The organism is Pedobacter fastidiosus, from assembly GCF_014306625.1.
GTDB lineage: Bacteria > Bacteroidota > Bacteroidia > Sphingobacteriales > Sphingobacteriaceae > Pedobacter > Pedobacter fastidiosus.
Map to the genome: position 1 here is coordinate 173739 of NZ_JACRYL010000005.1, position 24136 is coordinate 197874.

At 36.1% G+C, this 24136-nt stretch carries 24 protein-coding genes; 16 read left to right on the forward strand and 8 right to left on the reverse strand.

What is annotated here, in order from left to right:
* Nucleotides 1-9 precede the first annotated feature (9 nt).
* From H7U22_RS07135 to rsfS, 3 genes are all read right to left on the reverse strand, one after another.
* Complete coding sequence (locus H7U22_RS07135; RefSeq protein ID WP_187070665.1) at nucleotides 10-654, reverse strand: LutC/YkgG family protein; 645 nt, start codon at nucleotides 652-654, stop codon at nucleotides 10-12.
* 88 nt (nucleotides 655-742) lie between these two features.
* The gene (ftsH, locus tag H7U22_RS07140) at nucleotides 743-2842 is read right to left on the reverse strand and encodes an ATP-dependent zinc metalloprotease FtsH (RefSeq protein WP_187070666.1); all 2100 of its coding nucleotides are present in this window, start codon (nucleotides 2840-2842) and stop codon (nucleotides 743-745) included.
* A 27-nt stretch (nucleotides 2843-2869) separates the two neighbouring features.
* On the reverse strand, nucleotides 2870-3244 hold the full coding sequence (rsfS, locus tag H7U22_RS07145; RefSeq protein ID WP_187070667.1) for a ribosome silencing factor: 375 nt from the start codon (nucleotides 3242-3244) through the stop codon (nucleotides 2870-2872).
* Between the two features lie 44 nt (nucleotides 3245-3288).
* On the opposite strand from rsfS, the gene H7U22_RS07150 reads away from it, so the two are divergent.
* From H7U22_RS07150 to pfkA, 4 genes are all read left to right on the forward strand, one after another.
* Nucleotides 3289-4065, forward strand: coding sequence for a biotin--[acetyl-CoA-carboxylase] ligase (locus H7U22_RS07150; RefSeq protein ID WP_187070668.1), 777 nt, complete (start codon nucleotides 3289-3291; stop codon nucleotides 4063-4065).
* A gap of 4 nt (nucleotides 4066-4069) precedes the next feature.
* Nucleotides 4070-4519 (forward strand): protein-disulfide reductase DsbD N-terminal domain-containing protein, encoded by a 450-nt coding sequence (locus H7U22_RS07155; RefSeq protein WP_187070669.1) that lies wholly within the window; start codon nucleotides 4070-4072, stop codon nucleotides 4517-4519.
* Nucleotides 4520-4668: 149 nt separating this feature from the next.
* On the forward strand, nucleotides 4669-6360 hold the full coding sequence (locus H7U22_RS07160; RefSeq protein ID WP_187070670.1) for a protein-disulfide reductase DsbD family protein: 1692 nt from the start codon (nucleotides 4669-4671) through the stop codon (nucleotides 6358-6360).
* On the forward strand, nucleotides 6353-7336 hold the full coding sequence (pfkA, locus tag H7U22_RS07165; RefSeq protein WP_187070671.1) for a 6-phosphofructokinase: 984 nt from the start codon (nucleotides 6353-6355) through the stop codon (nucleotides 7334-7336). Before H7U22_RS07160 ends, pfkA begins: the two co-directional genes overlap by 8 nt.
* Before the next feature lie 50 nt (nucleotides 7337-7386).
* Here pfkA and H7U22_RS07170 read toward each other — a convergent pair whose 3' ends face one another.
* Entirely contained in the window at nucleotides 7387-7713 is a 327-nt protein-coding gene (locus H7U22_RS07170) for a heavy metal-binding domain-containing protein (protein WP_109928779.1), read from the reverse strand.
* Nucleotides 7714-8022: 309 nt separating this feature from the next.
* Between H7U22_RS07170 and H7U22_RS07175 the strand changes: the two genes are divergently transcribed.
* Nucleotides 8023-11103 carry a VIT domain-containing protein gene (locus H7U22_RS07175; RefSeq protein ID WP_187070672.1) on the forward strand — a complete coding sequence of 1027 codons (3081 nt, stop codon included), beginning with the start codon at nucleotides 8023-8025 and terminating at the stop codon, nucleotides 11101-11103.
* A gap of 341 nt (nucleotides 11104-11444) precedes the next feature.
* On the opposite strand, the gene H7U22_RS07180 is transcribed toward H7U22_RS07175, so the two are convergent.
* Entirely contained in the window at nucleotides 11445-11966 is a 522-nt protein-coding gene (locus tag H7U22_RS07180; protein ID WP_248284694.1) for a 5' nucleotidase, NT5C type, read from the reverse strand.
* 144 nt (nucleotides 11967-12110) lie between these two features.
* Between H7U22_RS07180 and H7U22_RS07185 the strand changes: the two genes are divergently transcribed.
* From H7U22_RS07185 to H7U22_RS07210, 6 genes are all read left to right on the forward strand, one after another.
* On the forward strand, nucleotides 12111-12683 hold the full coding sequence (locus tag H7U22_RS07185; protein WP_187070673.1) for a 30S ribosomal protein S16: 573 nt from the start codon (nucleotides 12111-12113) through the stop codon (nucleotides 12681-12683).
* A 105-nt stretch (nucleotides 12684-12788) separates the two neighbouring features.
* Complete coding sequence (rimM, locus tag H7U22_RS07190; protein WP_187070674.1) at nucleotides 12789-13313, forward strand: ribosome maturation factor RimM; 525 nt, start codon at nucleotides 12789-12791, stop codon at nucleotides 13311-13313.
* A gap of 60 nt (nucleotides 13314-13373) precedes the next feature.
* Nucleotides 13374-13808, forward strand: a complete 435-nt coding sequence (locus tag H7U22_RS07195; RefSeq protein WP_187070675.1) for a hypothetical protein — start codon at nucleotides 13374-13376, stop codon at nucleotides 13806-13808.
* A gap of 60 nt (nucleotides 13809-13868) precedes the next feature.
* Nucleotides 13869-14543: a tRNA (guanosine(37)-N1)-methyltransferase TrmD gene (gene trmD / locus H7U22_RS07200; RefSeq protein ID WP_109928773.1), complete on the forward strand. Its 675-nt coding sequence runs from the start codon at nucleotides 13869-13871 to the stop codon at nucleotides 14541-14543.
* A 138-nt stretch (nucleotides 14544-14681) separates the two neighbouring features.
* Nucleotides 14682-15029, forward strand: a complete 348-nt coding sequence (gene rplS, locus H7U22_RS07205) for a 50S ribosomal protein L19 (protein ID WP_123207043.1) — start codon at nucleotides 14682-14684, stop codon at nucleotides 15027-15029.
* 70 nt (nucleotides 15030-15099) lie between these two features.
* Complete coding sequence (locus H7U22_RS07210; protein WP_187070676.1) at nucleotides 15100-16272, forward strand: mechanosensitive ion channel family protein; 1173 nt, start codon at nucleotides 15100-15102, stop codon at nucleotides 16270-16272.
* Nucleotides 16273-16430: 158 nt separating this feature from the next.
* On the opposite strand, the gene H7U22_RS07215 is transcribed toward H7U22_RS07210, so the two are convergent.
* From H7U22_RS07215 to H7U22_RS07225, 3 genes are all read right to left on the reverse strand, one after another.
* The gene (locus H7U22_RS07215; RefSeq protein WP_187070677.1) at nucleotides 16431-17090 is read right to left on the reverse strand and encodes a phosphatidylserine decarboxylase family protein; all 660 of its coding nucleotides are present in this window, start codon (nucleotides 17088-17090) and stop codon (nucleotides 16431-16433) included.
* 55 nt (nucleotides 17091-17145) lie between these two features.
* Complete coding sequence (gene hpt, locus H7U22_RS07220) at nucleotides 17146-17688, reverse strand: hypoxanthine phosphoribosyltransferase (protein ID WP_187070678.1); 543 nt, start codon at nucleotides 17686-17688, stop codon at nucleotides 17146-17148.
* An 85-nt stretch (nucleotides 17689-17773) separates the two neighbouring features.
* Nucleotides 17774-19930 (reverse strand): transglycosylase domain-containing protein, encoded by a 2157-nt coding sequence (locus H7U22_RS07225; RefSeq protein ID WP_187070679.1) that lies wholly within the window; start codon nucleotides 19928-19930, stop codon nucleotides 17774-17776.
* A gap of 132 nt (nucleotides 19931-20062) precedes the next feature.
* Here H7U22_RS07225 and H7U22_RS07230 point away from each other — a divergent pair, with 132 nt between their 5' ends.
* The 5 genes from H7U22_RS07230 to H7U22_RS07250 all read left to right on the forward strand — a co-directional run bounded on the left by H7U22_RS07230 (nucleotide 20063) and on the right by H7U22_RS07250 (nucleotide 24073).
* Nucleotides 20063-21139 (forward strand): Mrp/NBP35 family ATP-binding protein, encoded by a 1077-nt coding sequence (locus H7U22_RS07230; protein ID WP_187070680.1) that lies wholly within the window; start codon nucleotides 20063-20065, stop codon nucleotides 21137-21139.
* A 34-nt stretch (nucleotides 21140-21173) separates the two neighbouring features.
* Nucleotides 21174-21419: a NifU family protein gene (locus tag H7U22_RS07235; RefSeq protein WP_187070681.1), complete on the forward strand. Its 246-nt coding sequence runs from the start codon at nucleotides 21174-21176 to the stop codon at nucleotides 21417-21419.
* A gap of 52 nt (nucleotides 21420-21471) precedes the next feature.
* On the forward strand, nucleotides 21472-22110 hold the full coding sequence (locus H7U22_RS07240; protein ID WP_187070682.1) for a peptidase associated/transthyretin-like domain-containing protein: 639 nt from the start codon (nucleotides 21472-21474) through the stop codon (nucleotides 22108-22110).
* Between the two features lie 175 nt (nucleotides 22111-22285).
* Nucleotides 22286-23641, forward strand: coding sequence for a hypothetical protein (locus H7U22_RS07245; RefSeq protein WP_187070683.1), 1356 nt, complete (start codon nucleotides 22286-22288; stop codon nucleotides 23639-23641).
* Between the two features lie 12 nt (nucleotides 23642-23653).
* Entirely contained in the window at nucleotides 23654-24073 is a 420-nt protein-coding gene (locus tag H7U22_RS07250; protein WP_187070684.1) for a hypothetical protein, read from the forward strand.
* Nucleotides 24074-24136 lie beyond the last annotated feature (63 nt).

Here is a 24136-nt window from a genome sequence, read left to right on the forward strand (position 1 = left end):
GGAAATTATTTAAGAAAAATCGTCAATTAGAAAAACAAAAAGCTCCTTCGGTCCATGAGCGCCGAGCACCAAAGTTTTCTCGATATCGGCCGTACGGCTTGGACCTGTAATGTTACTAATCATGGTTGGTATTTGCGCACCGTATTTGTTTTTTAAAAGCTGAAAAGCATCTTTCAAATCTAAAACCAGTTGACTTGTACGGGCAATAACAATATGGTGATGTGGAAAAATACTTAATCTTCTACCCGCCGGACTTTGGTTGGTAACCATAACACTTCCGTTTCTTGCAATTAATGCTTCGCATAAAGTGATGCCAACTTCTGCCTGTTCAAAATCCTTATCGGTTTGGTAAAAAGGGAATTCATATTTGGATAGAAAATCTTGAAGCTCTGGTTCCCAGCAATAAATTTTTCTCCATTTAAATTGATCTGCAAGTTGAAGCATGTTTTCTATAAAATCGATCCCATCTTCACAGAAAATAAAATTACCGGAAACTGCCGTTAATTGTTCAGCAAATAAAATCTCCAACGGATCTTCATTTTTTTTGTACAATGGGCTTTCTTCTAAATTTGGATAAGGATTTTCTCGCTTCTCTAAAAGCGCTTTCCTTATCTTTTTTAGCATCTGTTCTTTCGCGGTCGTATTATCCTTCATTGTCTAAAAAAATGAAACCTTGAATTTTTTAGGTTCAAGGTTTCAAACTTATATATAATTGTCTTTATATGCAATTTAATGCAAAGAGTTATTCCTTTTCTGAGGCAGGAAGTCCTGAAACTTCTTTCTCAATATCAGTATTGCCTACACCATCATGAATTAAGCCTTCTGCAGCAGGCGTTTGATCTCCAGTGCCATTAACAAATTCGTCATAAGTGGTACGGGTATCGAATGGGCGTTTACCTAGAATTTCCTCTAAATCAGCTTGGAATAAAATTTCTTTCTCTAATAATTTCTGAGCAAGTTTTTCTAAACCATCTTGTTTATCAAGTAACAATTGTTTGGTTTTAATGTAAACATCACCAATCAATTTACGAACCTCAACATCAATTAATTCTGAAGTTTTCTCAGAGTAAGGTTTGTTAAAGTTGTATTCGTTTTGAGGATCATGGAAAGAAACATTACCCACCGCTTCGTTCATACCATAAATACTTACCATTGCGTAAGCTAATTTGGTAATGCGCTCTAGATCATTTTGAGCACCAGTAGAGATTCTGCCAAAAGTAATATCTTCCGCAACACGTCCGCCCATTGTCATACACATCCCATCAGTTAATTGCTCGGTTGTATACAAGAATTGTTCTTTAGGTAAATATTGAGCATAACCTAATGCAGCAACACCACGAGGAACAATAGAAACTTTAACCAACGGATCTGCATGCTCTAAGAACCAACCTGCAATTGCGTGGCCAGCTTCATGATAAGCAACGATTCGCTTTTCTTCTGGAGAAATAATTTTGTTTTTCTTTTCTAAACCACCAATTACCCGGTCAATTGCATCTTGGAAATCTTGCATATCTACCGATTCTTTGTTTTTACGAGCAGCAATTAAGGCGGCCTCATTACAAACATTGGCAATTTCTGCACCTGCAAAACCTGGAGTTTGAGCCGACAATTTTTTGGCATCAACTTCTGATGATGTTTTGATTGGTTTTAAGTGAACATTAAAAATATGTTCACGGCCAACTAAATCTGGTTTATCAATAGAAATCTGTCTATCAAAACGACCTGGACGCAATAGTGCAGAATCCAATACATCAGGACGGTTAGTAGCCGCAAGAATAATAATTCCTGAGTCTGTTCCGAAACCATCCATCTCTACCAATAATTGGTTTAATGTATTCTCACGCTCATCGTTACCACCCATTACACTGTTTTTTCCACGGGCACGACCGATTGCATCAACCTCATCAATAAAGATGATACAAGGCGCTTTATCTTTAGCTTGTTTAAACAAATCGCGTACACGAGATGCTCCAACACCCACAAACATTTCCACAAAATCAGAACCTGATAAAGAGAAGAATGGAACTTGAGCTTCACCCGCAACGGCTTTTGCCAACAATGTTTTACCAGTACCCGGAGAACCAACAAGCAGAGCGCCTTTTGGAATTTTACCACCAAGATTGGTGTATTTTTTAGGGTTTTTAAGGAAATCGACAATTTCCATTACCTCTTGTTTTGCTTCTTCTAAACCTGCAACATCATTAAATGTGATGTTTACTTGGCTTTCTTTATCAAATAGGGTTGCTTTAGATTTTCCAATGCTAAAAATCTGACCGCCACCACCAGCACCGCCGCCCATTCTGCGCATCATAAAAATCCAGAATCCGATAAGCAGTAATAATGGCAAGCCAATATTGATAAGCAAACCAAGAAATGGATTGCTTCTACTTTCTTTATCTGCCAAAATACGTGGCTGATCTGCAGGTAAATTCTTTTGAGATTCTGCCAGTTGTTTATCCAATCCGTCCATTGTACCGGCATTGAAATAAACCGTAGGACCAGAAGCTACTGCGAAAGAACTATTGCTTTTATATTTTTGATATTCGGGTTTTTTTAAACTGCTTTCCTTAATGTAAACCTCAACCTTTACCAAATCTTCGGCTTTGTAAGCAACAATTTTCTCAACATCGCCGGTTAAAAGCATTTTGCTTTCAAACTCAGGATAGTCTACTTTTTTGCCACCATCGCCTGAGAATAAAAATTGAGCAGCAATGATTGCAACTATTATGGCTGCATAAACCCAGAAAATATTAAACTTAGATCCCTTTTGTGGTTTTTTGGGGATGTTGGGCAATCTTTTTCCCGGTTTTTTGTTTTCGTTTGTATTTTGATTATCGTTCATTTGTCTTGTTCAAAATGGTTCTAGAGACTATGCGCTTTTAAAGTTTGTGCTTTCGGCATCGCCCCAAAGTTCTTCTATGCCATAAAAATGGCGCTTTTCGGTTTTAAATATGTGCACAACCACATCAAAATAATCTAAGATAATCCAATCGGCGCTCTCAAAACCTTCTTTATGTCTTGGGTCTGCCTTGGTAGCTTTATATACTTCTTTTTCTACACTATCTGCAATAGCTTTTACCTGTGTACCAGAGTTGGCACTACAAATAATAAAGTAATCTGCTACAGATGTATGAATGTCTCTAAGATCCAACCGCACTATATCTTCTCCTTTTTTCTCTTGTATGCCTTGTACGGCTAACTCTGAAAGGTATGTAGAAAGGGCTACTATTTTCTTTTTTACCATTAAAATGATTTAATTTTGGAAATACAATAATATAAATTCAACACTTGCAAAATAACACTTTTTCGACACTATTTGTTGGTCAAAATTTAATCAAATTAAAAGAGGTTGATTCTACTAATAACTTTTTGAAGAATTTGGTGTCAAAATCCGAGCCATTACCAGAAGGGACTGTAATTATGGCAGACAATCAATTTGCTGGTAGAGGGCAACAGGAAAGTGTTTGGCAAAGCGAGGCTGGTAAAAACATCAGCACAAGTATCTATTTAAAGCCAAGTTTTCTTCCGCTCAATAAGCAGTTTTATTTGAATATAGCGGTCAGTTTAGCTGTTAATGAAGCATTATCTCAGTTTTTGCCCCAAGCTGTACAGGTTAAGTGGCCAAACGACATTTACACTAATGGTAAAAAACTTGGCGGAATTTTAATAGAAAATACACTGACAGGCTCTTTTATAAAATCATCAGTTATTGGCATTGGCTTAAACATTAACCAGCAACAATTTAGAGCAGATTTATCTGATAAGGCAACTTCGGTAATTCAAATTTTACAAAAGGAAACGGCATTGGAAGCCGTTATGGAAAAAATAGTAGTGTTTATGGAGAAATACTACTTAATTTTGAAATCGGGTAATTATACTATTTTACAAAACGATTACCTAAAGCACTTATATAAGTTTGGTACATTAGCTCATTATCAGCAAAATGGTCAGGTTTTTGAAGGTAAGATACTTGGAGTTGAAGAAAGCGGGCGTTTGGTTATGGAAACGGCTACTGGTTTACAAAGCTTTAACTTTAAAGAAATTGAATTTATACACACAAAATAAACACATGAAAAAAATCACTTTAGTATTGTCAATGGTACTATTCCCCATTGCCGGAGCATTTGCTCAAATTGAAAAACCTGTAACTTGGTCTTATGCGGCCAAAAAGGTAAGTAAAACCGAAGCTGTACTTTATATTAAGGCTACAATTGAAGATAAATGGCATATTTATTCGCAGAACATTAAAGATGGTGGACCTGTTAAAACAACCTTTAGTTTTTCTCCATCAAAAGATTTTGGTTTGGTAGGAAAAACGACAGAACCAAAAGCGGTTGTTAAATACGAAAGCACATTTAAAATGAATGTAAGTTATTTTGAAAACTCGGTAATCTTCCAACAAAAAATAAAACTAAACAAAGCAACTACAGTTGTGAAAGGTAAGGTAGAGTTTATGGTTTGTAATGATAAGCAGTGCCTTCCTCCAGAAGAAGTTGAATTTAGCGTACCAGTTAAATAATAAATTACTGATAAATATAAGAAACAGTCCCGAATTTTCGGGACTGTTTCTGTTTAAAGTAAAATCTAGGTGTTGTAGAGCTTTAAAGATTAATCCTTTATAAAATTATTCTTAATTTCACGCCTTAAACACACAAACAAAACACACAAATGAAAAAGGTTTTATTATTAATCTTAATTGCTTCAATGTTTATTGCATTGCCAGCAGTTAAAAGTTACGCTCTTGTAACTCAAGATACTACCGCCAAAGCACCAGATGATATTCAGTTTACAGAGGTAGGCTCTGCACAGGATAGCGCAGCAAATGGCGTAGTAAAAGATTCCGTTAAAAAGGATACAGTTAAGATGGCGGTATTAGCAAAGAGTAAAACTGCTGATTCTGAAAAATTAACCCTTTGGCAAACCTTTATAAAGGGGTTAATCTTTGGCTTTGCGGCCATATTAATGCCTTGTATTTTCCCTATGTTGCCTTTAACAGTTAGTTTTTTTACCAAAAAGGCTGGCAGTAGAAGTAAGGCGATTGGACATGCCTTTATTTATGGAATCTCAATTATTATAATTTATGTTGCTTTAGGCATGCTTGTTACCATAGCGTTTGGTTCTGATGCATTAAATGCACTATCTACAAATGGAATATTTAATTCGTTTTTCTTTTTAATGCTGGTTGTTTTCGGAGCTTCTTTTTTAGGTGCTTTTGAAATTACTTTACCAAGTTCTTTTGTAAATAAAATTGATGCTAAATCAGATAAAGGTGGTTTAGTCGGCATATTTTTCATGGCATTTAGTCTTGCATTAGTTTCTTTTTCTTGTACAGGACCACTTATTGGAACTTTATTGGTAGATGCTGCATCAAAAGGCGATCGCTTAGGGCCAGCAGTGGGGATGTTTGGATTTTCGTTTGCATTGGCAATTCCTTTTGCTTTGTTTGCCTTATTTCCTTCGCTATTAAAATCTTTGCCAAAATCTGGCGGTTGGTTAAATAGTGTAAAGGTTGTTCTTGGTTTTATAGAACTTGCCTTTGCCTTTAAATTTTTATCGAATGTAGATTTAGCTTATCATTGGAATTTATTAGATAGAGAAGTATTTTTAGCCATCTGGATTGCCATATTTGCTTTGATGGGCATGTATTTGCTTGGCAAACTTAAATTTTCTCACGATAGTGATTTACCGTTTTTATCTGTTCCAAGAACATTTTTAGCCATATTGGTTTTTGCTTGGGTTATATATTTAATTCCAGGGATGTGGGGAGCACCATTAAAATCAATTAGTGCTTTCTTGCCTCCAACAGCAACACAAGATTTCGATCTTAATAACTTAACCGCGGCTCAACCATCATCAGGCTCAAAAACATCTATTAAAGAGAAAAAATACGCAGAAATTTTTCATCGCCTAACGCCTAAGGGATTTGATCCTTATTACGATTTTGAACAGGCAAAACAAGCGTCCAAAGAGTTAAAAAAACCAGTTTTGGTAGATTTTACTGGATGGAATTGTGTAAACTGTAGAAAGATGGAAAACAACGTTTGGTCTAACCCTGAAGTGGCCAAAAGGTTAAGGGAGGATTTTGTGATGGCAGAACTCGTTGTAGATGATAAAACAGAATTACCAGAATCAGAACAATTTGTTTCTACCTTTAGCAAGAAAAAAATAACAACCATTGGCAAAAAATGGAGCGATTTTCAAGCATCAACTTATAATAGCAATTCTCAGCCTCAATATGTAATTATTGATGCAGAAGGAAATGTTTTAGTACCGCCACAAGGCGCCGATTATAATCCTGAAAATTATATTAAATTTTTAGATAGCGGAAAAGAGGCTTTCAAGAAACAAACAAATGAATAAGATAAAGAATATTGGTGTTTTAACCTCTGGTGGCGATTCGCCAGGCATGAACGCCGCAATTAGGGCTGTTGTAAGAGCCTCAATTTATTATGATATTGAAGTAACTGGTTTTCTTCGCGGATACGAAGGCTTAATCAATAATGATTTCATCCCAATGGATCGTAAATCTGTAGCCAACATTATTCAGCGAGGCGGAACCATTTTAAAAACGGCTCGTAGCGAAGCTTTTAGAACTGTTGAAGGTAGAAAAACAGCGTATAAAAACTTAAAGGATAGGAATATTGATGCCTTAGTGGTTATTGGTGGTGATGGAACTTTTACTGGAGCAAATGTATTTTCAAAAGAGTTCGATTTTCCAATCGTTGGTCTACCAGGTACAATAGATAACGATCTTGCAGGCACCGATTTTACCATCGGATATGATTCTGCAATTAATACGGTAATTGATGCGGTAGATAGAATTAGAGATACGGCAGAATCTCATGATCGACTTTTTATTGTAGAAGTTATGGGTCGAGATTCTGGCCTTATTGCTTTAAGAAGTGGCATTGGAGTTGGCGCAGAGGCTATTCTTATTCCTGAAGCCAATATGGGTGTTGAAGATGTTTTGCACAAATTAGAACACAGTCGAAAAGATAAATCATCGAAAATTATTATAGTAGCTGAAGGTGATGATGCAGGTGGCGCTTTTAAAGTAGGTGAGATTTTACAGTCTAAATACCCACATTATGATACCAAAGTTTCGGTTTTGGGCCATATTCAGCGAGGCGGAAAACCAACCTGTATGGATCGTGTTTTGGCCAGCAGATTAGGTGTTTCGGCAGTGGAAGGATTAATAAATGGCGAGAGTGGTGTAATGGCCGGTCAGGTAAATCGCGAAATGGTTTTTACACCATTCGATCACGCAATTAAGCACATTAATGCAGAACAAGTAAGCTCAACTTGGTTAAAATTGATTGATATTCTTTCTTTCTAAATAAAATAATCGGATGAATAATGAAAACTTATTCATCCGATCAATATTATCTACAAATCTTCTATAATTACAGCAGTTCCATTGGCGCTAACCATCAGCATGCTTCCGCCACTGCCAACAGTTTCATAATCTAAATCTACACCAACAATTGCATTAGCACCTAAAGCAGCCGCGTATTGTTGCATCTCATTTACGGCGGTATCTTTTCCCTCTCTTAAAACACGTTCGTAAGAGCTCGATCTTCCTCCAACAATATCTGTAATGCCGGCAAATAAATCTTTAAAAATATTTGCACCAATAATCGTTTCTCCAGTTACCAGGCCAATGTATTTTACTATTTTTTTGCCCTCTAAAGTAGGCGTTGTGGTTACTAACATAGTTTTAGTTTTTTATAATTAGAACTGTTTTTTTATAAAATGTTACATAGTTTTTAGAAAAGCAAGGTTCGGTTTTTCATCGGAATATTAAGCCCTGACAGACAGCGTTATCTCGATAAATTCTAATGAAAAATTAGAATTTTTAATCGAGATAACGCTGTCTGTCAGGTTTATTTTAATCCCTAAACTGCACCTATTTTCGGCCTCCTAGCATCATTAAATACAAATCTGCTAACCCAAGGGTTCTTCAATCAAAAATAAATTTATGCAATCTTAATCGCTTTTGCATCAGTAAATAAAACCACTGTTATGATATTTCGCAAAACGCTAACCATCCTTCCCCTATTGTTATTTGCTATTTTTGTAAAAGCCCAAATGCCTGTACTTAAAGTTCAGCAGGCAAATACCGAAGAACAAAAACAAGCTGTTAAGCTAAATAAACTTAGCATCGATGTTCAAATTACGGGCAACATTGCCACCACGGTAATGACGATGACCTTTTACAACAGCAGTAATCGGATATTGGAAGGCGAACTCACTTTTCCTATGCCCGAGGGTGTGAGCATAAGTCGGTATGCTTTAGATATTAACGGTAAAATGCGAGAAGCTGTTCCGGTAGAAAAGGCAAAGGCAACCGAAGTTTTCGAAAGTATCGAGCGTCGCCGTGTAGATCCGGGTTTGTTAGAAAAGGTAGAAGGGAATAACTTCAGAACAAGAATTTATCCATTGCCAGCAAACGGAAGCCGAACCATAATTGTGGGTTACGAAGAAGAGTTAGGTTTTAATAGCGGAAAAGCATTGAGCTATCACTTGCCTTTAGATTATAATCAAGCAATCGAGAAATTTTCTTTAAAGACTACTGTTTTCGAAAGCGTTATAAAACCTGAATTGGGAGAACAGCCCGATGGCAGTTTCGATTTAAAGGCAAGTGGAAATACTTACGTTGCAGAAATTAATAAAACCAATTATCAGCCTAAAAACGGCTTAACCATTAATCTGCCAAAGCGGAATGATTTGCCAGAAGTTCAAATGCAAAAAGCTTCTAACGGATATTATTTCTTGGTTAATGTTTTTCCAAAGGTTCAAAGTCGCCCGAGGCAATGGGCAAATCAAATTGGCCTAATCTGGGATGCATCTTTAAGTGGATTGCAACGGGATACGAAAAAGGAATTGGCACTTTTAGATTTGATAATCAAACAAAAACAAAACCTAACCATTCAATTGGGTTTAGTGAATAATGGTTTTAAAAACGCTGGAACGTTTATCATTTCTAATGGAAATTGGGATGTTTTAAAAGAAAAACTGAATAAAATTACATACGATGGAGGAACAAACTTCAGCGCCATTAATGTTAAATCCTTACAAGCTGAAGAATATATTTTCTTTAGCGATGGACTTTCTACGTTTGGCAAAAACACCGTTAACTTAAATAAACCAGTTCATTGTGTAAATACTGCTCCAAAAGCCGATTATAGCACTTTGAAATTCATCAGCCTAAAAACCGGGGGACAATTTGTGAACTTAAATTCAACATCAGTTGATGATGGTTTTAAACAATTGAGTCAGGAGAACCTACAATTTCTTGGCATAAAAAACGGAGTTGATGTTCGCCAAACTTATCCATTGATGCATGTAAACGTAAATGGACATTTGTCTGTTGCGGGAATTATGAATGGCTTAAATACCGAATTTATTTTACAGTTTGGTTACGGTACAACCGTTGTTTCAGAGCAAACGATTCGCTTAAATGCAACCGAACACGTACTAAGTAGTATTGATGTAAGCAGAGTTTGGGCGCAAAAGAAAATTGCCGAAATGGATATTCAGTACGAGGCAAACAAAGATGATATCAGCGTTCTTAGCAAACAATTTGGAATTGTTACCCGCAATACCAGCCTAATTGTTTTAGAAAATTTGGATGATTATTTGCGTTATGATATTACGCCGCCTGTAGAATTAAGACCAGCTTACGAAGCTGTTTTAAAACAACGTAGAATCGATATTCAAGAACGTAAAACAGATTTGATTAACGCTGCAGTTGCCATGACAAAAGAGTTGAAAACCTGGTGGAATACCGATTTTTATTACAAAGAACCAGCAAAAGGGAAAGAACAATATCCAACGCCAGAAAATGTTGTTGTTGCGGATCAAACTAGAACTGCTCAAGGTAGTTCACAAATATCACGCTCAGCACCACAAGCAAGTCCGGCCGCTCCACCCAGAATCCAAGCAGACAAAGCAGCAGAACCTCCAACTGTTGAAAGGCTTAGAGAATCAGAACAAAAAAATGCGTTAAGTGAAGTGGTGATTGTTGGATATGCTACACAGCAAAAAAGAATGTCTACAGGTTCAGTTACTACTATTAGGTCACAAGAATTAGCTTCGGCACCTGTTGCCAATGTAGAACAAGCACTGCAGGGAAAAGTTGCTGGCATTAATATTCAACAAAGCGCAGTAAGGCCAACGGAAACGCAACCAACAATTGTTATTCCCGAATTTAAAAGCGATAAGGATTATATGAAAAACTTGATTGGTAAACCTGATAGCGCCTATCAAGCTTATTTAAAAATGCGTCCGAATTACATTAGTACACCAATGTTTTATTTCGATGTAGCCAATTGGTTTTATCAGCAAAAGGATAGTGTTAGGGCTTTAACCATTTTGAGTAACATTGCCGACCTCGATTTAGAAAATGCCGATTTATATAAAACCCTTGCCTATAAATTAAAGCAAACCGGAAATTATAGTGAAGAGATTTTTATCACCCAAAAAGTTTTACAATGGCGACCAATGGATGCTCAAAGCTACCGTGATTATGCTTTGGCGCTAGCTGATGCTGGTCAATATCAAAAAGCTTTGGATAATTTGTATAAGGTTTTAACACAAAGTTATAATTCGCAAACTACAGATCGCGACCAGGGAATTGAAGAAATTATTATTTCTGAGATTAATAACTTGATTGCCAAACATGGCGATAAATTAAGCATTAGAGGGGTTGATAAAAGATTGATTCAGCCTTTACCTGTTGATGTTCGCGTGGTTTTAAACTGGAATAAAAACGATACTGATATCGATTTATGGCTTACAGACCCTACGGGTGAAAAAGGTTATTATGGAAATGCAAAAACAAAAATTGGCGGAAGAATTAGTTATGATTTTACTGCTGGATATGGACCAGAGCAGTTTATGATTAAAAAAGCCGTTAAAGGAAAATATAAAATCGAAGTTAATTATTTTGGTGATAGACAAATCAACATCAGCGGGCCAACAACTGTTACCGCAGAAATCTATACTCGTTATGCTACAGGAAAAGAGCAACGAAAAGTAATTGTTTTACCAATGGCTGCGGATAATAAAAACGGAAATCTGGTTGGAGAGTTTAATTTTTAATTAGATGATTATAACGATTTGAGGTTAGTATAAATGGTTCGTGGAGACACGAACCATGGGTATCGTTTTAGTTTAGACAATTCTTATAGCAATGCGCAAAAAAAAGTTGTCCAAGTTTTAAAATTAAATTCGCAATACATCCTCTGCCTCGGTTCGTGTCTCCACGAATCGAAAGAATCACATAGTTAACGGTTCGTGCTTACACAACTATGGCTAACCCTCAATACATTTAAATTATCGTCATTTCGACCGTAGTGGAGAAATCTTTTAAAGAAGACTCGGTTAAAAGATCTCTCCACTGCGTTGCACTCTGGTCGAGATGACGGTTTAACTTCCAAATACTACAGCAATAAACCTGCAATCTCTTCCCAACTATTTACCCTTTCGTATTCTGTAATTAGAAGATTGTGTGGCGAAGTATATAAAAGAGGTCGACCTTTAAAATTTACGAAGTTTTTAATTCTGTCGTCAATGAGTACATCAACTTCAACAATTTTATTTCCGCAGAACATAATGTGTTGCCAATCGATAAAAGGAAAATGGTCCGCTAGCCAATCGTATTTATCAACCAAAGAATTTCTAAATTCCATTGCTGCGGAAACGATGTAAACATCATATTTTTCTTGCAATGCCTTTATTACACGCTGACTATCTTGAACCACTTCTAAATCGCGAAAAAAGCCCTGTTCGTTGATGTACTCAAGCCATTTTTGGTTAACATCTTGAGGGATTTGTTTAAAAACTTCGTTTCCGGCTTCAATGGCCAAATCGAGTGGGGTACCAAAATCTCGGTTGTAAAGTTTAAGAAATTTAGGGATTACATCAGCAATCACCTCGTCCATATCAATCGCAATTCTTTCCATTTTGTATCAGCAAATATTAAGGCGCAAATATCCTTAAAACAAAGAAATTAAACTATGTTTTTAATTTACAGTATTTTAGTTATCTTTGCAGCCCCGCAGCACGAAGCTCCGGGAACTATGTTGAATACATAAATACAAAAGAAAATGGCAACTAAAATCAGATTGCAAAGATTCGGTAAAAAAGGGAAACCTTTTTTCCACGTTGTGGTAGCGGATTCTCGCTCTCCACGTGATGGTAAATTTATTGAGCGTTTAGGTTCTTACAACCCAAACACCAATCCTGCAACCATCGAAATTAACTTCGAAAAAACTTTAGCTTGGGTAAACAGTGGTGCACAACCAACTGATACAGCTCGTGCGATTCTATCTTACAAAGGTGTTTTATACAAAAAACACTTAGAAGGTGGTGTTAAAAAAGGTGCTTTAACTCAAGAACAAGCAGATGAGAAATTCACAGCTTGGTTAGAAGGTAAAGCTGGTAAAATCTCTGGTAAAACAGAAGGTTTAGCTACTTCTAAAGCTGATGTGCGTAAAGCAGCATTAGTGGCAGAGGCTAAGAAAAAAGAAGATAGAGCAGCAGCTATCGCAGCTAAAAATGCACCAGTTGCAGAAGAGGTTGTTGAAGAAGAAGTTACTGAAGAAGCACCAGCTGTTGAGGCTGAAGCAACTGAAGAAGCTCCTGCAGCAGAAGCTACTAAAGAAGAAGGCGCAGAATAATTTATTTTATTTTGTTGCTCAGAAAATAGCGTTCCGGATTATTCGGAACGCTATTTCTATTTAAAGGAGAATTTAATAAAAGCCCCTTTAGGGGTTTGGGGTGATATGAAACACGAAGAAGCATTTTATATAGGTTACGTTACCAAAACGAGAGGTTTAAAAGGCGAAGTACAGATATTTTTCGAATTCGATGAATACGAAAAACTGTTGTTTGATGTAGTTTTTGCAGACATGAACGGCAAGCTTGTTCCCTATTTTGTGGCTTCTGCAAAACTTCAGGTTAATAAAACCGGTTACTTCAATTTTGATGATGTTGATCATATTGATAAGGCACAGCCATTATTGAAGAAAAAATTATATCTACCCATTGCGCTCATGCCAGAACGTGGTGAAGATGAATTCTTTTATACAGATCTTAAAGGTTTTACAGCCGTTGATGAAACGCTTGGCGAACTAGGCGAAATTTTAGAAGTAAACGAATATCCGCAACAATTTGTGGCTACTGTTTTGTACAAAGAAACAGAAATCCTTTTCCCTTTAAATGAGGATTTTATCGTAGAAATTGATGATGAGGGCAAGATTTTGACGCTGAGTTTGCCCGAAGGATTGTTGGATATTTACCTGTCATAATTGATTTGAAATAAGTAAATAAAAATTGTTAATTTAGATTTCATTCTAACCAAAATTAACATGCTCAAAAAATTATCTTATTGCACCGCAATCCTATTTGCCGTAGCATCAATTTTATCTTGTAAAACTGTACAGCAAGCTAATCTAAAAGAAATTAAACCTTTTATTGGAATCTGGGATGTAACCAATCATCCAGGAAGCAGTATTGTTTTTAAATCAGATGGCAGTTTTTATAATTTAGCAAAAGAAAACGGCACCAAAATCGTTACGCACAGTGGATCTTTTAAGGTGTTATCAAACAATACTTATGTCCTCGATATTACTTATGCAAGAGCTGATGCCGTATATCAATTGGCCGGCAAACAGTATATAAACTCATTCCAGCTAAGTGAGAACAATCAAAAAATGAAAATGGCTGGTGTTGTTGATGCTAAGAATGGAGGCGCAAGATTGGAGTGGACAGATCAATTGGTTAAGGTAAATGCGATTGATTAACGATAAATAGATTTCCTTGGAATTTGGTTAAACTCCAACCTCAATTCTTACCTTTGCTCCATGCGTTTCGATATTATTACCGTTTTACCGGCTTTGCTGGAAAGCCCTTTTGCACATTCTATTTTGCAACGAGCCCAAAAAAAGGGCATTGCAGAAATTGTGGTTCATAATTTAAGGGATTACTCTACCAACAAACAAAAAAGCGTAGATGATTACCAATATGGCGGCGGCAGTGGAATGGTAATGAGTATAGAGCCTTTTGCGGCCTGTATAGAAAAGCTTCAAGCGGAACGGGAATATGATGAAATTATTTTTATGAGTCCGGATGGGGTAACCCTAAACCAGAGTACAGCGAATGAGCTTTCGATTAAGAAGAACATTATAATTTTGTGCGGTCATTATAAGGGCATAGATCAGCGTATTCGTGATGTTTTTGTAACCCGAGAGATTTCCGTAGGCGATTATGTTTTAAGTGGCGGAGAATTGCCCGCTGCGATTGTAGTGGACGCCGTAGTTCGATTAATCCCTGGGGTTTTGAATGATGAAACTTCAGCACTTTCCGATAGTTTTCAGGGCGATTTATTAGATGCCCCGATTTATACTCGCCCTGCAGATTGGCGTGGACATAAAGTGCCAGATGTTTTATTAAGCGGGCATGAAGCGAAAGTAAATGAATGGAGGCACGAACAGGCTTTAGAACGCACTCAGAAACGCCGTCCTGACCTTTTGGAATAGAAGCCGTTAGCATAATAGAATGTGGAATTCTAAAAGAATGTGGAAAAAATTAAATTAGACTTTTTTATATCAAAATATTTCCCTAATATTGCAATCCGATTTTCAAGGTAAAGAAAGTCGGTTTAATAGCTTAAAATCATGGATTTAGTAAAATTTGTTGAAGAGCAGGCCATCGCGAAAAAAGATTTTCCTGCGTTCAAGTCTGGCGATACAGTGAGCGTACACTATAAAATTCGCGAAGGTAATAAAGAACGTGTTCAAATTTACCAAGGTGTAGTAATACAACGCAACAGCGCGGGTGCTAACGAAACTTTTACAGTTCGTAAAATGAGCAACGGTATTGGTGTAGAGCGTATCTTCCCTGTAAATTCTCCAAACATCGAGAAAGTTGAAGTAAATAGCTATGGTAAAGTTCGTAGAGCGAAATTGTTCTATTTACGTGCTTTAACTGGTAAAGCTGCTCGTATTAAATCTTTAAGAAAATAATATTCTTTATTACAAGATATAAACCTTCACGATCTAATCGTGGAGGTTTTTTTGTTTATATCTTTGCAATATGTTAGATGCTGCATTTTTCGACCAAATTTTCTGGGGAAATACGATAAAAGCTTATTTCCTTTTCGGTGGGATACTTTTAGTCGGACTTATTTTTAGAAGGCTTGTTTCTAAACTTCTAAGTAAACTGCTGTTTACCCTTTTTAAAAGTTTTTCTCAGCAGGCTCATGATGATACTTTTGTTGGTTTATTGCTAAAGCCAATAGAGGTTTTTATGCTTTTTACTACACTTTATTTATCAATAAATCAACTTAAACATCCTTTAGAAGTTTCGGTATTTCATTACCATAAAATAGTTGGAAAAGTAAAGGAAGCCATTCCTGTAACTATTGGCGAATGTATCGATAGGATTTTTCTATTCTTGATTATCCTTTCCATTTTTTGGATCATTTTACGCATAATCGATTTTATTTCGCATGTTTTGCTCTTTAAGGCATCCTTAACAGAAAGCAAATCTGATGATCAATTGGTGCCCTTTTTAAAGGAGCTTTTTAAAACTGTAATTGTTTTTATTGGTTTCTTTACGCTTTTGGGGTTTGTGTTTGAGGTTAATGTTTTAACGCTAATCACCGGTCTTGGTATTGGTGGTATCGCAATTGCGTTGGCAGCTAAGGAAAGTTTAGAGAATCTGATCGGATCCTTTACCATCTTCTTGGACAAGCCTTTTGTTGTAGGCGATTTGGTTAAAGTTGATGGCGTAGAAGGAACTGTAGAGAAAGTTGGTTTTAGAAGCACCTTAATTCGTACTACGGAGAAAACCATGGCGACCATTCCAAATAAAGGAATGATTGATGGTGTTTTGGAAAATATGAGTTTAAGAAATTTTAGAAGAGTTAAGTTCTCTTTTGGAATTACCTATGAAACCAATGCAGAAACTATTAAAAAGATTGTTGATGAGATAAGAACCTTTATTAGAGCGCATGAAGATACGAGTGATGACGGCAATGCTTATTTTGAAGGTTTTGGTGATTCTTCTTTAAATATCGAGGTTATATATTTTGTTTCTATCACTGCATATAATGATTATCTCTCCATAAAACAGGAAATCAACTTCAAAATTATGGAGATTGTAATGCGCAACAAATCTGATTTTGCTTACCCAACGCAAAGATTAATTAGCGATAAGGCAACACCAGCTGGCGACAAGGAAGTTGGTAACGATACAACAGACTAAGGGAGCAGGATTTTTTAGGATTTAAGGATTTTCAAGATCAAGGATTGTAAAAAAACCTTAATAAGATTCTTTACATACATCAAATGTTGAACTCAACTTAATATTTTAAAGTATCTTAGTTAGTGAGATTAATCAAAAAAATCTCTTCCGTGGTAAACCTAAATAAGTTCCGCTAAAGTAGTAATCCCGCCTTTTACAACTTGGTTAAGTTCTACATTAACCTTTGTTCCTACCGGAAGAAAAACATCAACCCTTGAGCCGAATTTAATAAACCCGAACTGTTCTGCTTGTACAACTTGATCGCCTTCTTTTACATACCAAACAATTCTGCGAGCTAAAGCGCCAGCAATTTGACGGAATAATATAGGTGTACCATTTTTATGTTCCACAACGGTTGTTGTACGTTCGTTCTCAGTAGAAGATTTTGGATTCCATGCGGCAAGATATTTGCCAGGGTGATATTTGAAAAATTTAACCACTCCAGAGATTGGATTACGGTTAATGTGAACGTTAACCGGCGACATAAAAATAGAAACTTGTAAGCGCTTATCTTTAAAATATTCACCTTCTTCAGTTTCTTCAATTACAACAACTTTACCATCTGCTGGGCAGATTACCAAATTTTCTCCAGCAGAAAAACTCCGACTTGGATTGCGGAAAAACTGCAAAACGATTAGAAATAAAGCTGCGGAAAAGATATAAATAAACCAACGTAACCAGGTTACATCATAATATTTGTAATCTACAAAAGCGTTTATGATGAAAATAAACAATATAGTTAAAGCTATTGTGGTGTAGCCTTCTTTATGTATGGTCATTGTGTTAGAAATTATTGGGCAAAGGTGCGAAAAATAAATTAATCCAGTCTAAAAATTATGCTTCTGTAGCTCTGTAAATATCTATTAAATTTCTACCAAGCCCATTGTAGTCTAATCCGTAGCCAACAACAAACTCGTTCGGGATTTCAAAGCCGATATATTCTAGCTCGTCTATATCATATTTTAATGCAGCTGGTTTTAGCAAAAGTGAACTCACTTTAACCGATGCTGGTTTTTTTTCTTTAATCGTTTTTAAAATGTGCGTTAAAGTTAAGCCAGTATCTACAATATCTTCAACAATTATAATGTCTCGGCCTTCAATATTATCTGGTAGGCCGATAAGTTCTTTAACTTTCCCAGAGCTTGAAGTTCCTTCGTAAGATGCTACACGCATAAAAGCAACTTCGCAAGGCACATCAATTTCTTTAATTAAATCGGCCATAAATAAGAAACTGCCATTTAAAACCCCAATAAATAAAGGACATTTTCCTTCGTAATCAACATTCATTTGAATTCCCATTAATCTAATTCTTTTATTAATGGTATCGTTTTCTAAAAAAACTTCAAACTCTTTGTCCTCTACTTTTATTTTGTGCATGCTCAATATTGTATGGTTTTATGGTAAAGTTGTAATGTTTTGTGCGTCTAAAAGGAAAAATGCCGATTTTAAATCAATAAATAATTTACTGTCCGCCTTCTAATTCTTTCTCTTTCCGCCTTTGCTCTCTCCGCTCTTGTCTCAATTGTTTTTTTGATTTGGTTGTATCGCCAGGTTTAATCATTTGCCTGTTTCCTGTGTCTTTTTTAGAACCACCACCAAAAATGCGATCGAAAAGGTTTTTGTTTTTATCCTGCATAATTACGGGAGGCATTCCTTCATCGTCATCATCAAATGCTGTAGTGTCGATTACGGCAGTATCTGGGGCAAGATATTGGCGTAAACCCTCTCTTAAACGAACATTGTAAAAACCATAGCCCGAGGTATCAGCCGGTGTTAAACCTCTCCTCGCCATAATGTTTCCCATAAAGCGGAAGTAATTGAACATATATGGTTTTAAGCTTCCATCGGCCATAAATTTATACATCGATGCCTTTGGTTTGGGAACAATGCTGGCTAGGAAAAGGCCATCACCAATGGTTAAATCTGCTGGTTGTTTTCCAAAATAATATCTTGATGCTTCGCCAATGCCGTAAATGTTTTGGCCTAACTCCATAATATTGAAGTAAACTTCCAGCATTCGTTGTTTACTCACCAAATGATTATGCTCAATTAACCAAACAATTAAAATTTCTTCTGCTTTTCGGGCCAATGTTTTTTGGCGACTTAAATACACATTTTTAACTAACTGCATACTGATGGTACTTCCGCCACGCTTAAATTTCTTTTCTTTAAAATTTACTGCGATTGATTTACGAATGGATTCTTCTACAAAACCATTGTGGGTAAAGAATGAAGGATCTTCTGCCGTTAAAACCGCATTCATAAAGTTTTTAGAAATGGAAGATAACGGCGTAAAGTTTGGGTTCGATGGGCCAATTGTAATGTCTCGCATCGGTTTGCCATACTCATAAGGCGTATAAACAAACGGACTGTTAATTTTTTGAAGATTGGTTTTGCCCCATTGGATAATTTTAAAGCCAACTGGAGTCAAAGTTGAGTTAAAGCGAACGCTATCTGGAATTTTAGTATCCAAATAGAAATTCAAATTGTATTTCACTTTCCCTTGAACTTTTAAACCTTCCAAAGATTCGAACAATCCTTGTGGAAAAGCATCCAAAACGGCTTGAGCATCTTGCTCTTCGGCATTAAGTTTAAGCTCGTAAATTTTATTTTTACCGAGCGTATATTTTATATAGGGATGAATTTCGGCATTTTTTAAATAGGCAGTTGAAGTACTATCCAAAGCAATAAAATTAGGCCCAATTAAAACATCGGCATCAAGCTTTGCGCTTTGAACAATAATATCATTGCTGGCAATCCTTGCTTGATTAATCAACATATTTTTTACCGACCAAGAACCGGAAATTTTATAATCATCGCCACTGTAACCCGCATCTTTAAGCTCGGTTTGTAAAGTATCGAAGCTTAATTTTGCATGAAGTTTATTATTCAAATAAGGCAATTCGAGTTTTTTTCCATCCGCATAGGCACTGAAACTGAGCTTTTTCCTTCCCGGTTTTACCAAGCCATCAATGTGCCAGGTAGATTCTCCATTATTCACATTGATTGTTGATTTTAAATCTCCGCCATCAATGGTTGCGGTTGTCGCGAAACTCAGTTTGGCTGTATCATGGTCGTTAAACTTGAAAACCATGTTTTTCACATCCATATCATCAGGAATTTTATATAAAACCTGATTTAATATGTTGCTGGCAATCTCTGGTAAATTTGCTTTGCCTTTATTTTCTGTGCTGTCTTTTTTCTTTCTTTTTAAAATGAAATCGATGTTGGTGGTAGAATCTTTAAGCACAACGCTTACATAACCATCATTCAATTTTACTTCCGATAATTTAACGTTACCAAATAATAGCGGAAACAATTTAACGCCAACGCTCAGTTCTCCAATATTGGAAAGCGTGTCTCTATCTTTAGGAACAACGGTAATGGCGGTCATTTTTACGGTGCTTAAGCCCGTAAATCCGGCAGAGCCAATTTTAACTTCAAGACCATAATCTTTATCTGCCTTTGCGATCGCTTTGGCAACCATTTTCTTCAGAAGCGCTTCTCTTTTGCTATATGCTACAGCCCCTAAAGCTATACAAACAATCAAAAACACACCCAAAATCCAGGCGCCAATTTTTAAATATTTTTTAGGGATTTTAATTTTTGGTATTCGCATATAGTCGTTAAAATGGTTAATTGCTTAAACGTAACAATTAAATGTTTATTTCGTGTTAAAATTACAGTTTAAAACCCTAAATAAAAGTATTTGTGGCTATGTTTTGTTAATTTTGAATTTTAAATTAATACGATGCAGATTAGCCCGCAACAAGTTTTAGATGCCCTTAAAAATGTAGAAGATCCAGACCTTAAAAAAGATTTGGTAACCTTAAACATGATTAAGGATTTACAGATAGTTGAGAATCAGGTAAGTTTTACACTTGAGCTTACTACACCAGCATGCCCAATGAAGGAGATGCTGAAAAATGCCTGTGCAAATGCCGTAAAGCATTTTGTATCGGCAGAAGCTGAAGTATTAATCAACGTTACCTCTAGAGTTACCCAACCAAACAATTCATCATCTTTGGATAACATTAAAAACATCATTTTAGTTTCATCAGGAAAAGGTGGTGTGGGTAAATCTACCGTAGCTAGTAATCTGGCTGTTGTTTTGGCCAAAGATGGCGCAAAAGTGGGTTTAATTGATGCAGATATTTATGGTCCATCTGTACCAACCATGTTCGATTTGGTTGATGCAAAACCAGGTGCGGAAGAAACTGCAGATGGCAAAACCAAAATACTTCCCATTGAAAAATACGGAATAAAATTATTGTCACTAGGCTTCTTCGCAGATCCTGGTCAGCCGGTGCCATGGCGTGGACCAATGGCCTCGAATGCGGTGAAACAATTATTTAATGATACCAATTGGGGCGAATTAGATTATTTAATCGTCGATCTTCCTCCCGGTACTGGCGATATTCACATTACAATTACACAAAGTTTCCCAATTTCTGGAGCGGTTGTGGTCACTACTCCTCAGCAGGTTGCTTTGGCAGATACACATAAAGGCTTGGCGATGTTTAGGATGCCAGGGATAAATATTCCAGTTTTAGGCGTAATTGAAAACATGTCGTATTTTACGCCAGCCGAATTACCAGATAACAAATATTATATCTTTGGAAAAGGTGGCGGAAGAAAACTAGCAGAGCGATTTGACGTTCCTTTTTTGGGAGAAATTCCAATTATACAAAGCATTTCGGAAGCTGGAGATAGCGGAAAACCGGTTGCATTAAATCAAAACCCATTTTTGGATGTTGTATTTGGAGATATTGCAAGTAAAATTGCCCAGCAAATTTCCATAAACAACGCACAGATGGCGAATTGCTAAAAAATTACTATTTTTATACTTTAAAAAACAGATAATGAATTTAACAGAGCGAGTTGAACAGGCATTGGAAACGATCAGACCATACCTAATGGCAGATGGAGGAAATGTTTCTGTTGAAGAAATTACTTCGGATGGCATCGTTAGATTAAAGCTTTTGGGAAACTGCGGTTCTTGCCCAATGAGTTTTATGACAATGAAATCTGGAATCGAACAGGCCATTATGAAAGCTGTACCAGAAATTACTTCTGTAGTTTCGGTGAACATGGCAGAGCAAGAATAGCTTTAACAATATTTAACAAGGAAGTTTTATTAATAAAATTACTTTTGTCTTAATGAGATATTGCGTTACCCTGATTTTGCTAATTTTTTCTATAACCGCTTTTGCACAACAAAGGCCGGTAGAGGATAAACTGATCCAATTTTCAGGGATTATAACCGATATGGATAGCACAGACGTGATTCCTTATGTTACTATTACCAATCTTTCTGCCAAAAGCAAACGTGTTGGTGCCGATTATAGAGGTTATTTTACCTTTATCGTTAATCAGGGAGATACCATTTTATTTACAGCAATTGGCTATAAAAAATTCTCTACGGTAATTCCCACCAGTATGCCTGATAATAAATACACCATTATGGTTAAGCTAAAAGCTGAGGTAATTAACTTACCTACAGTTCGGGTTTTCCCATGGGCGACTACGGAAGAATTTACACGGGAGTTTTTATCAATGAAACTGGCAGATGATGATATGGCCATTGCCAAGAAAAATCTTTCGCGCTCCTCAATCGATGGTTTAATTCAAACTTTACCGCGTGATGGGCAGGAAATTGGAAGTCAGAATTATCGGTATAACTTTGATAGAATGATTAACAAAAACATGGTTCAAACGAATCCGTTGTTAAATCCTTTTGCTTGGGGTAAGTTAATGCAACAAATCTTTGATGGCGATAAAAGCCGGAATGAGAATTAGATATCAACTATCCGTTAGGTAAATTTATTGTTCAAATAAAAATTTATTCGATATTTAAACCCATTTTTTTAATACGAGCATTGCAAAATAAAAAAATGACTCTTATCTTTATAATATAATCCCATTGGTTATAGTAAACAAGGTGCCCATTTTGACTAATTATTAATATTTTAATATGGAAGCAAAATTTAATCCTCTATTATTATCTACAAAAGTAAGATTCGCCTTAGCCGGGATTATCATCTTATTGATCTTTTCCTGCAAAAAGATTGTAGAAGGGCAGTTAGAGATTGGCAATAAACTAACCCTCTCTAAAATTTCTTCAGATTATAAAGCGAGGCTTTCGGCTATAAAAAAAGATTTTTTCGAAAACAAGATCGACGAAAAGTTAAACCCAAAAACAAATCAAAAAATAGTTTGGAATCCAGACTGGGAACATCCTACCTCACAAATTGTTAATGATAGCATATCTTATGTTTTTTATACACTTTTGGTGGATATTAAGACCGCAGAACATGATAAATTAGAAAAGATTCGTTCAAATTCATATCTTATTGTAAAGAATGAGAAAGAATTTTTTAGAGGAATTTATTTTGCGGATTCAAGCATTACAAAATCTTCGACTTTAAATTTTACAGGCAAGCTTTTGCTTACCAATTTGAAAACAAAAAAATCATTTATTATTCGTTATGCTAATGGCAAGCCATTTGACAACTTTACAAAATCACAAAGAATAGCAAGTGCCAAGCTGATGTCGACACCAGGTTCGCTATCGTATTGGGGTCAAAATTGTCATCAGGAGATGAAATATTGCGTTTTTGCACCAGCAGGATATACAACTTGTGGAGGAACATTAGAAGTGGAAATCAGTCCAAACTGCATATGGCCCAATGCACATTGTGGTGTATCATGGTATTTAGTTGACTCTTCTGAAGAGACTGTTTGTGAAGATGTTTGGTTTCCAGATCCACCTACTGATCCTGGTGATGGAGGAAGCGGTGGAGATAATTCAGGTGGAGATTATGATGATGAATCTGAAACAGACGGTAATGTTGAAATTAATGGCACTCAAGACCCGGATTTTCCGTCTAATTGTGCTTCTTGGGCTTACACTACAGCGTCGGTTGGCAGTTATCAAACTAGCGGTGTAACGGACATGAGATTCGATTTTGTTACTGAGTATCAAGGAACTGACGGGAAATTGCATGTAGATTATGTGATATATCACTTTGACAAAACGTTATATTTCGAGTTTCCAAAAACTAGATTAGATGGTACTATTATTTTACCATCAGAAGCGGCAAGACTTACCGCTTTAGCCAAGGATGCTGCGGAAGAAATTTTAGAATCACAAGTTGAATCTTCGCCACCGCCAGCATCTGGCGCACCTACTACTCTAATAATGAATCGTTTTCTAAATCTATTGAAAAATCAAGTTTCGGCTTACGGAGGAAGAGTAACATATAAAAATAATTATGGAACACCTTCAAGTGCTGTTAGGCCATATACAAAAGGTATTGGTGGATGTTAAATAATTACTAAGATGTCACTTATAGAAAATATAGCATCGAATAAATTAGTCACTTCAGCGATAAAAGACCAAATTATTTTGGAAAAAGATATTGAAGAAGTATGCTACGAGAAGCACTGGGAAAATATGTATACTTTCAGGAATGTTTCAATAGATGATATAGATTTTAAAAGTATATATATTAAAATAAGCTCAGAGGCAATATTCGTAAACTTATTGACTAACTACACAGCTATTTATGACGATTCAATGAAATTTTTTGGCAGAAACGGCATTAGCCATCAAAAAGAACCATATATTGATAATGGTAGAGAACTTGAAGAGTATAGAAAAAAGTTGGGCAAGTTTACAATCCTGAATAAGACCGCTAATGTGTCAGTTCTAAAATCGGATGCTTATGGCTGTATTATAAAATTAACCGTAATCATTTAACTAAATATTATGATTAAGAAATTTTTAATATTGTTCCCTATATTATTAGCTCTTTCAATTTAT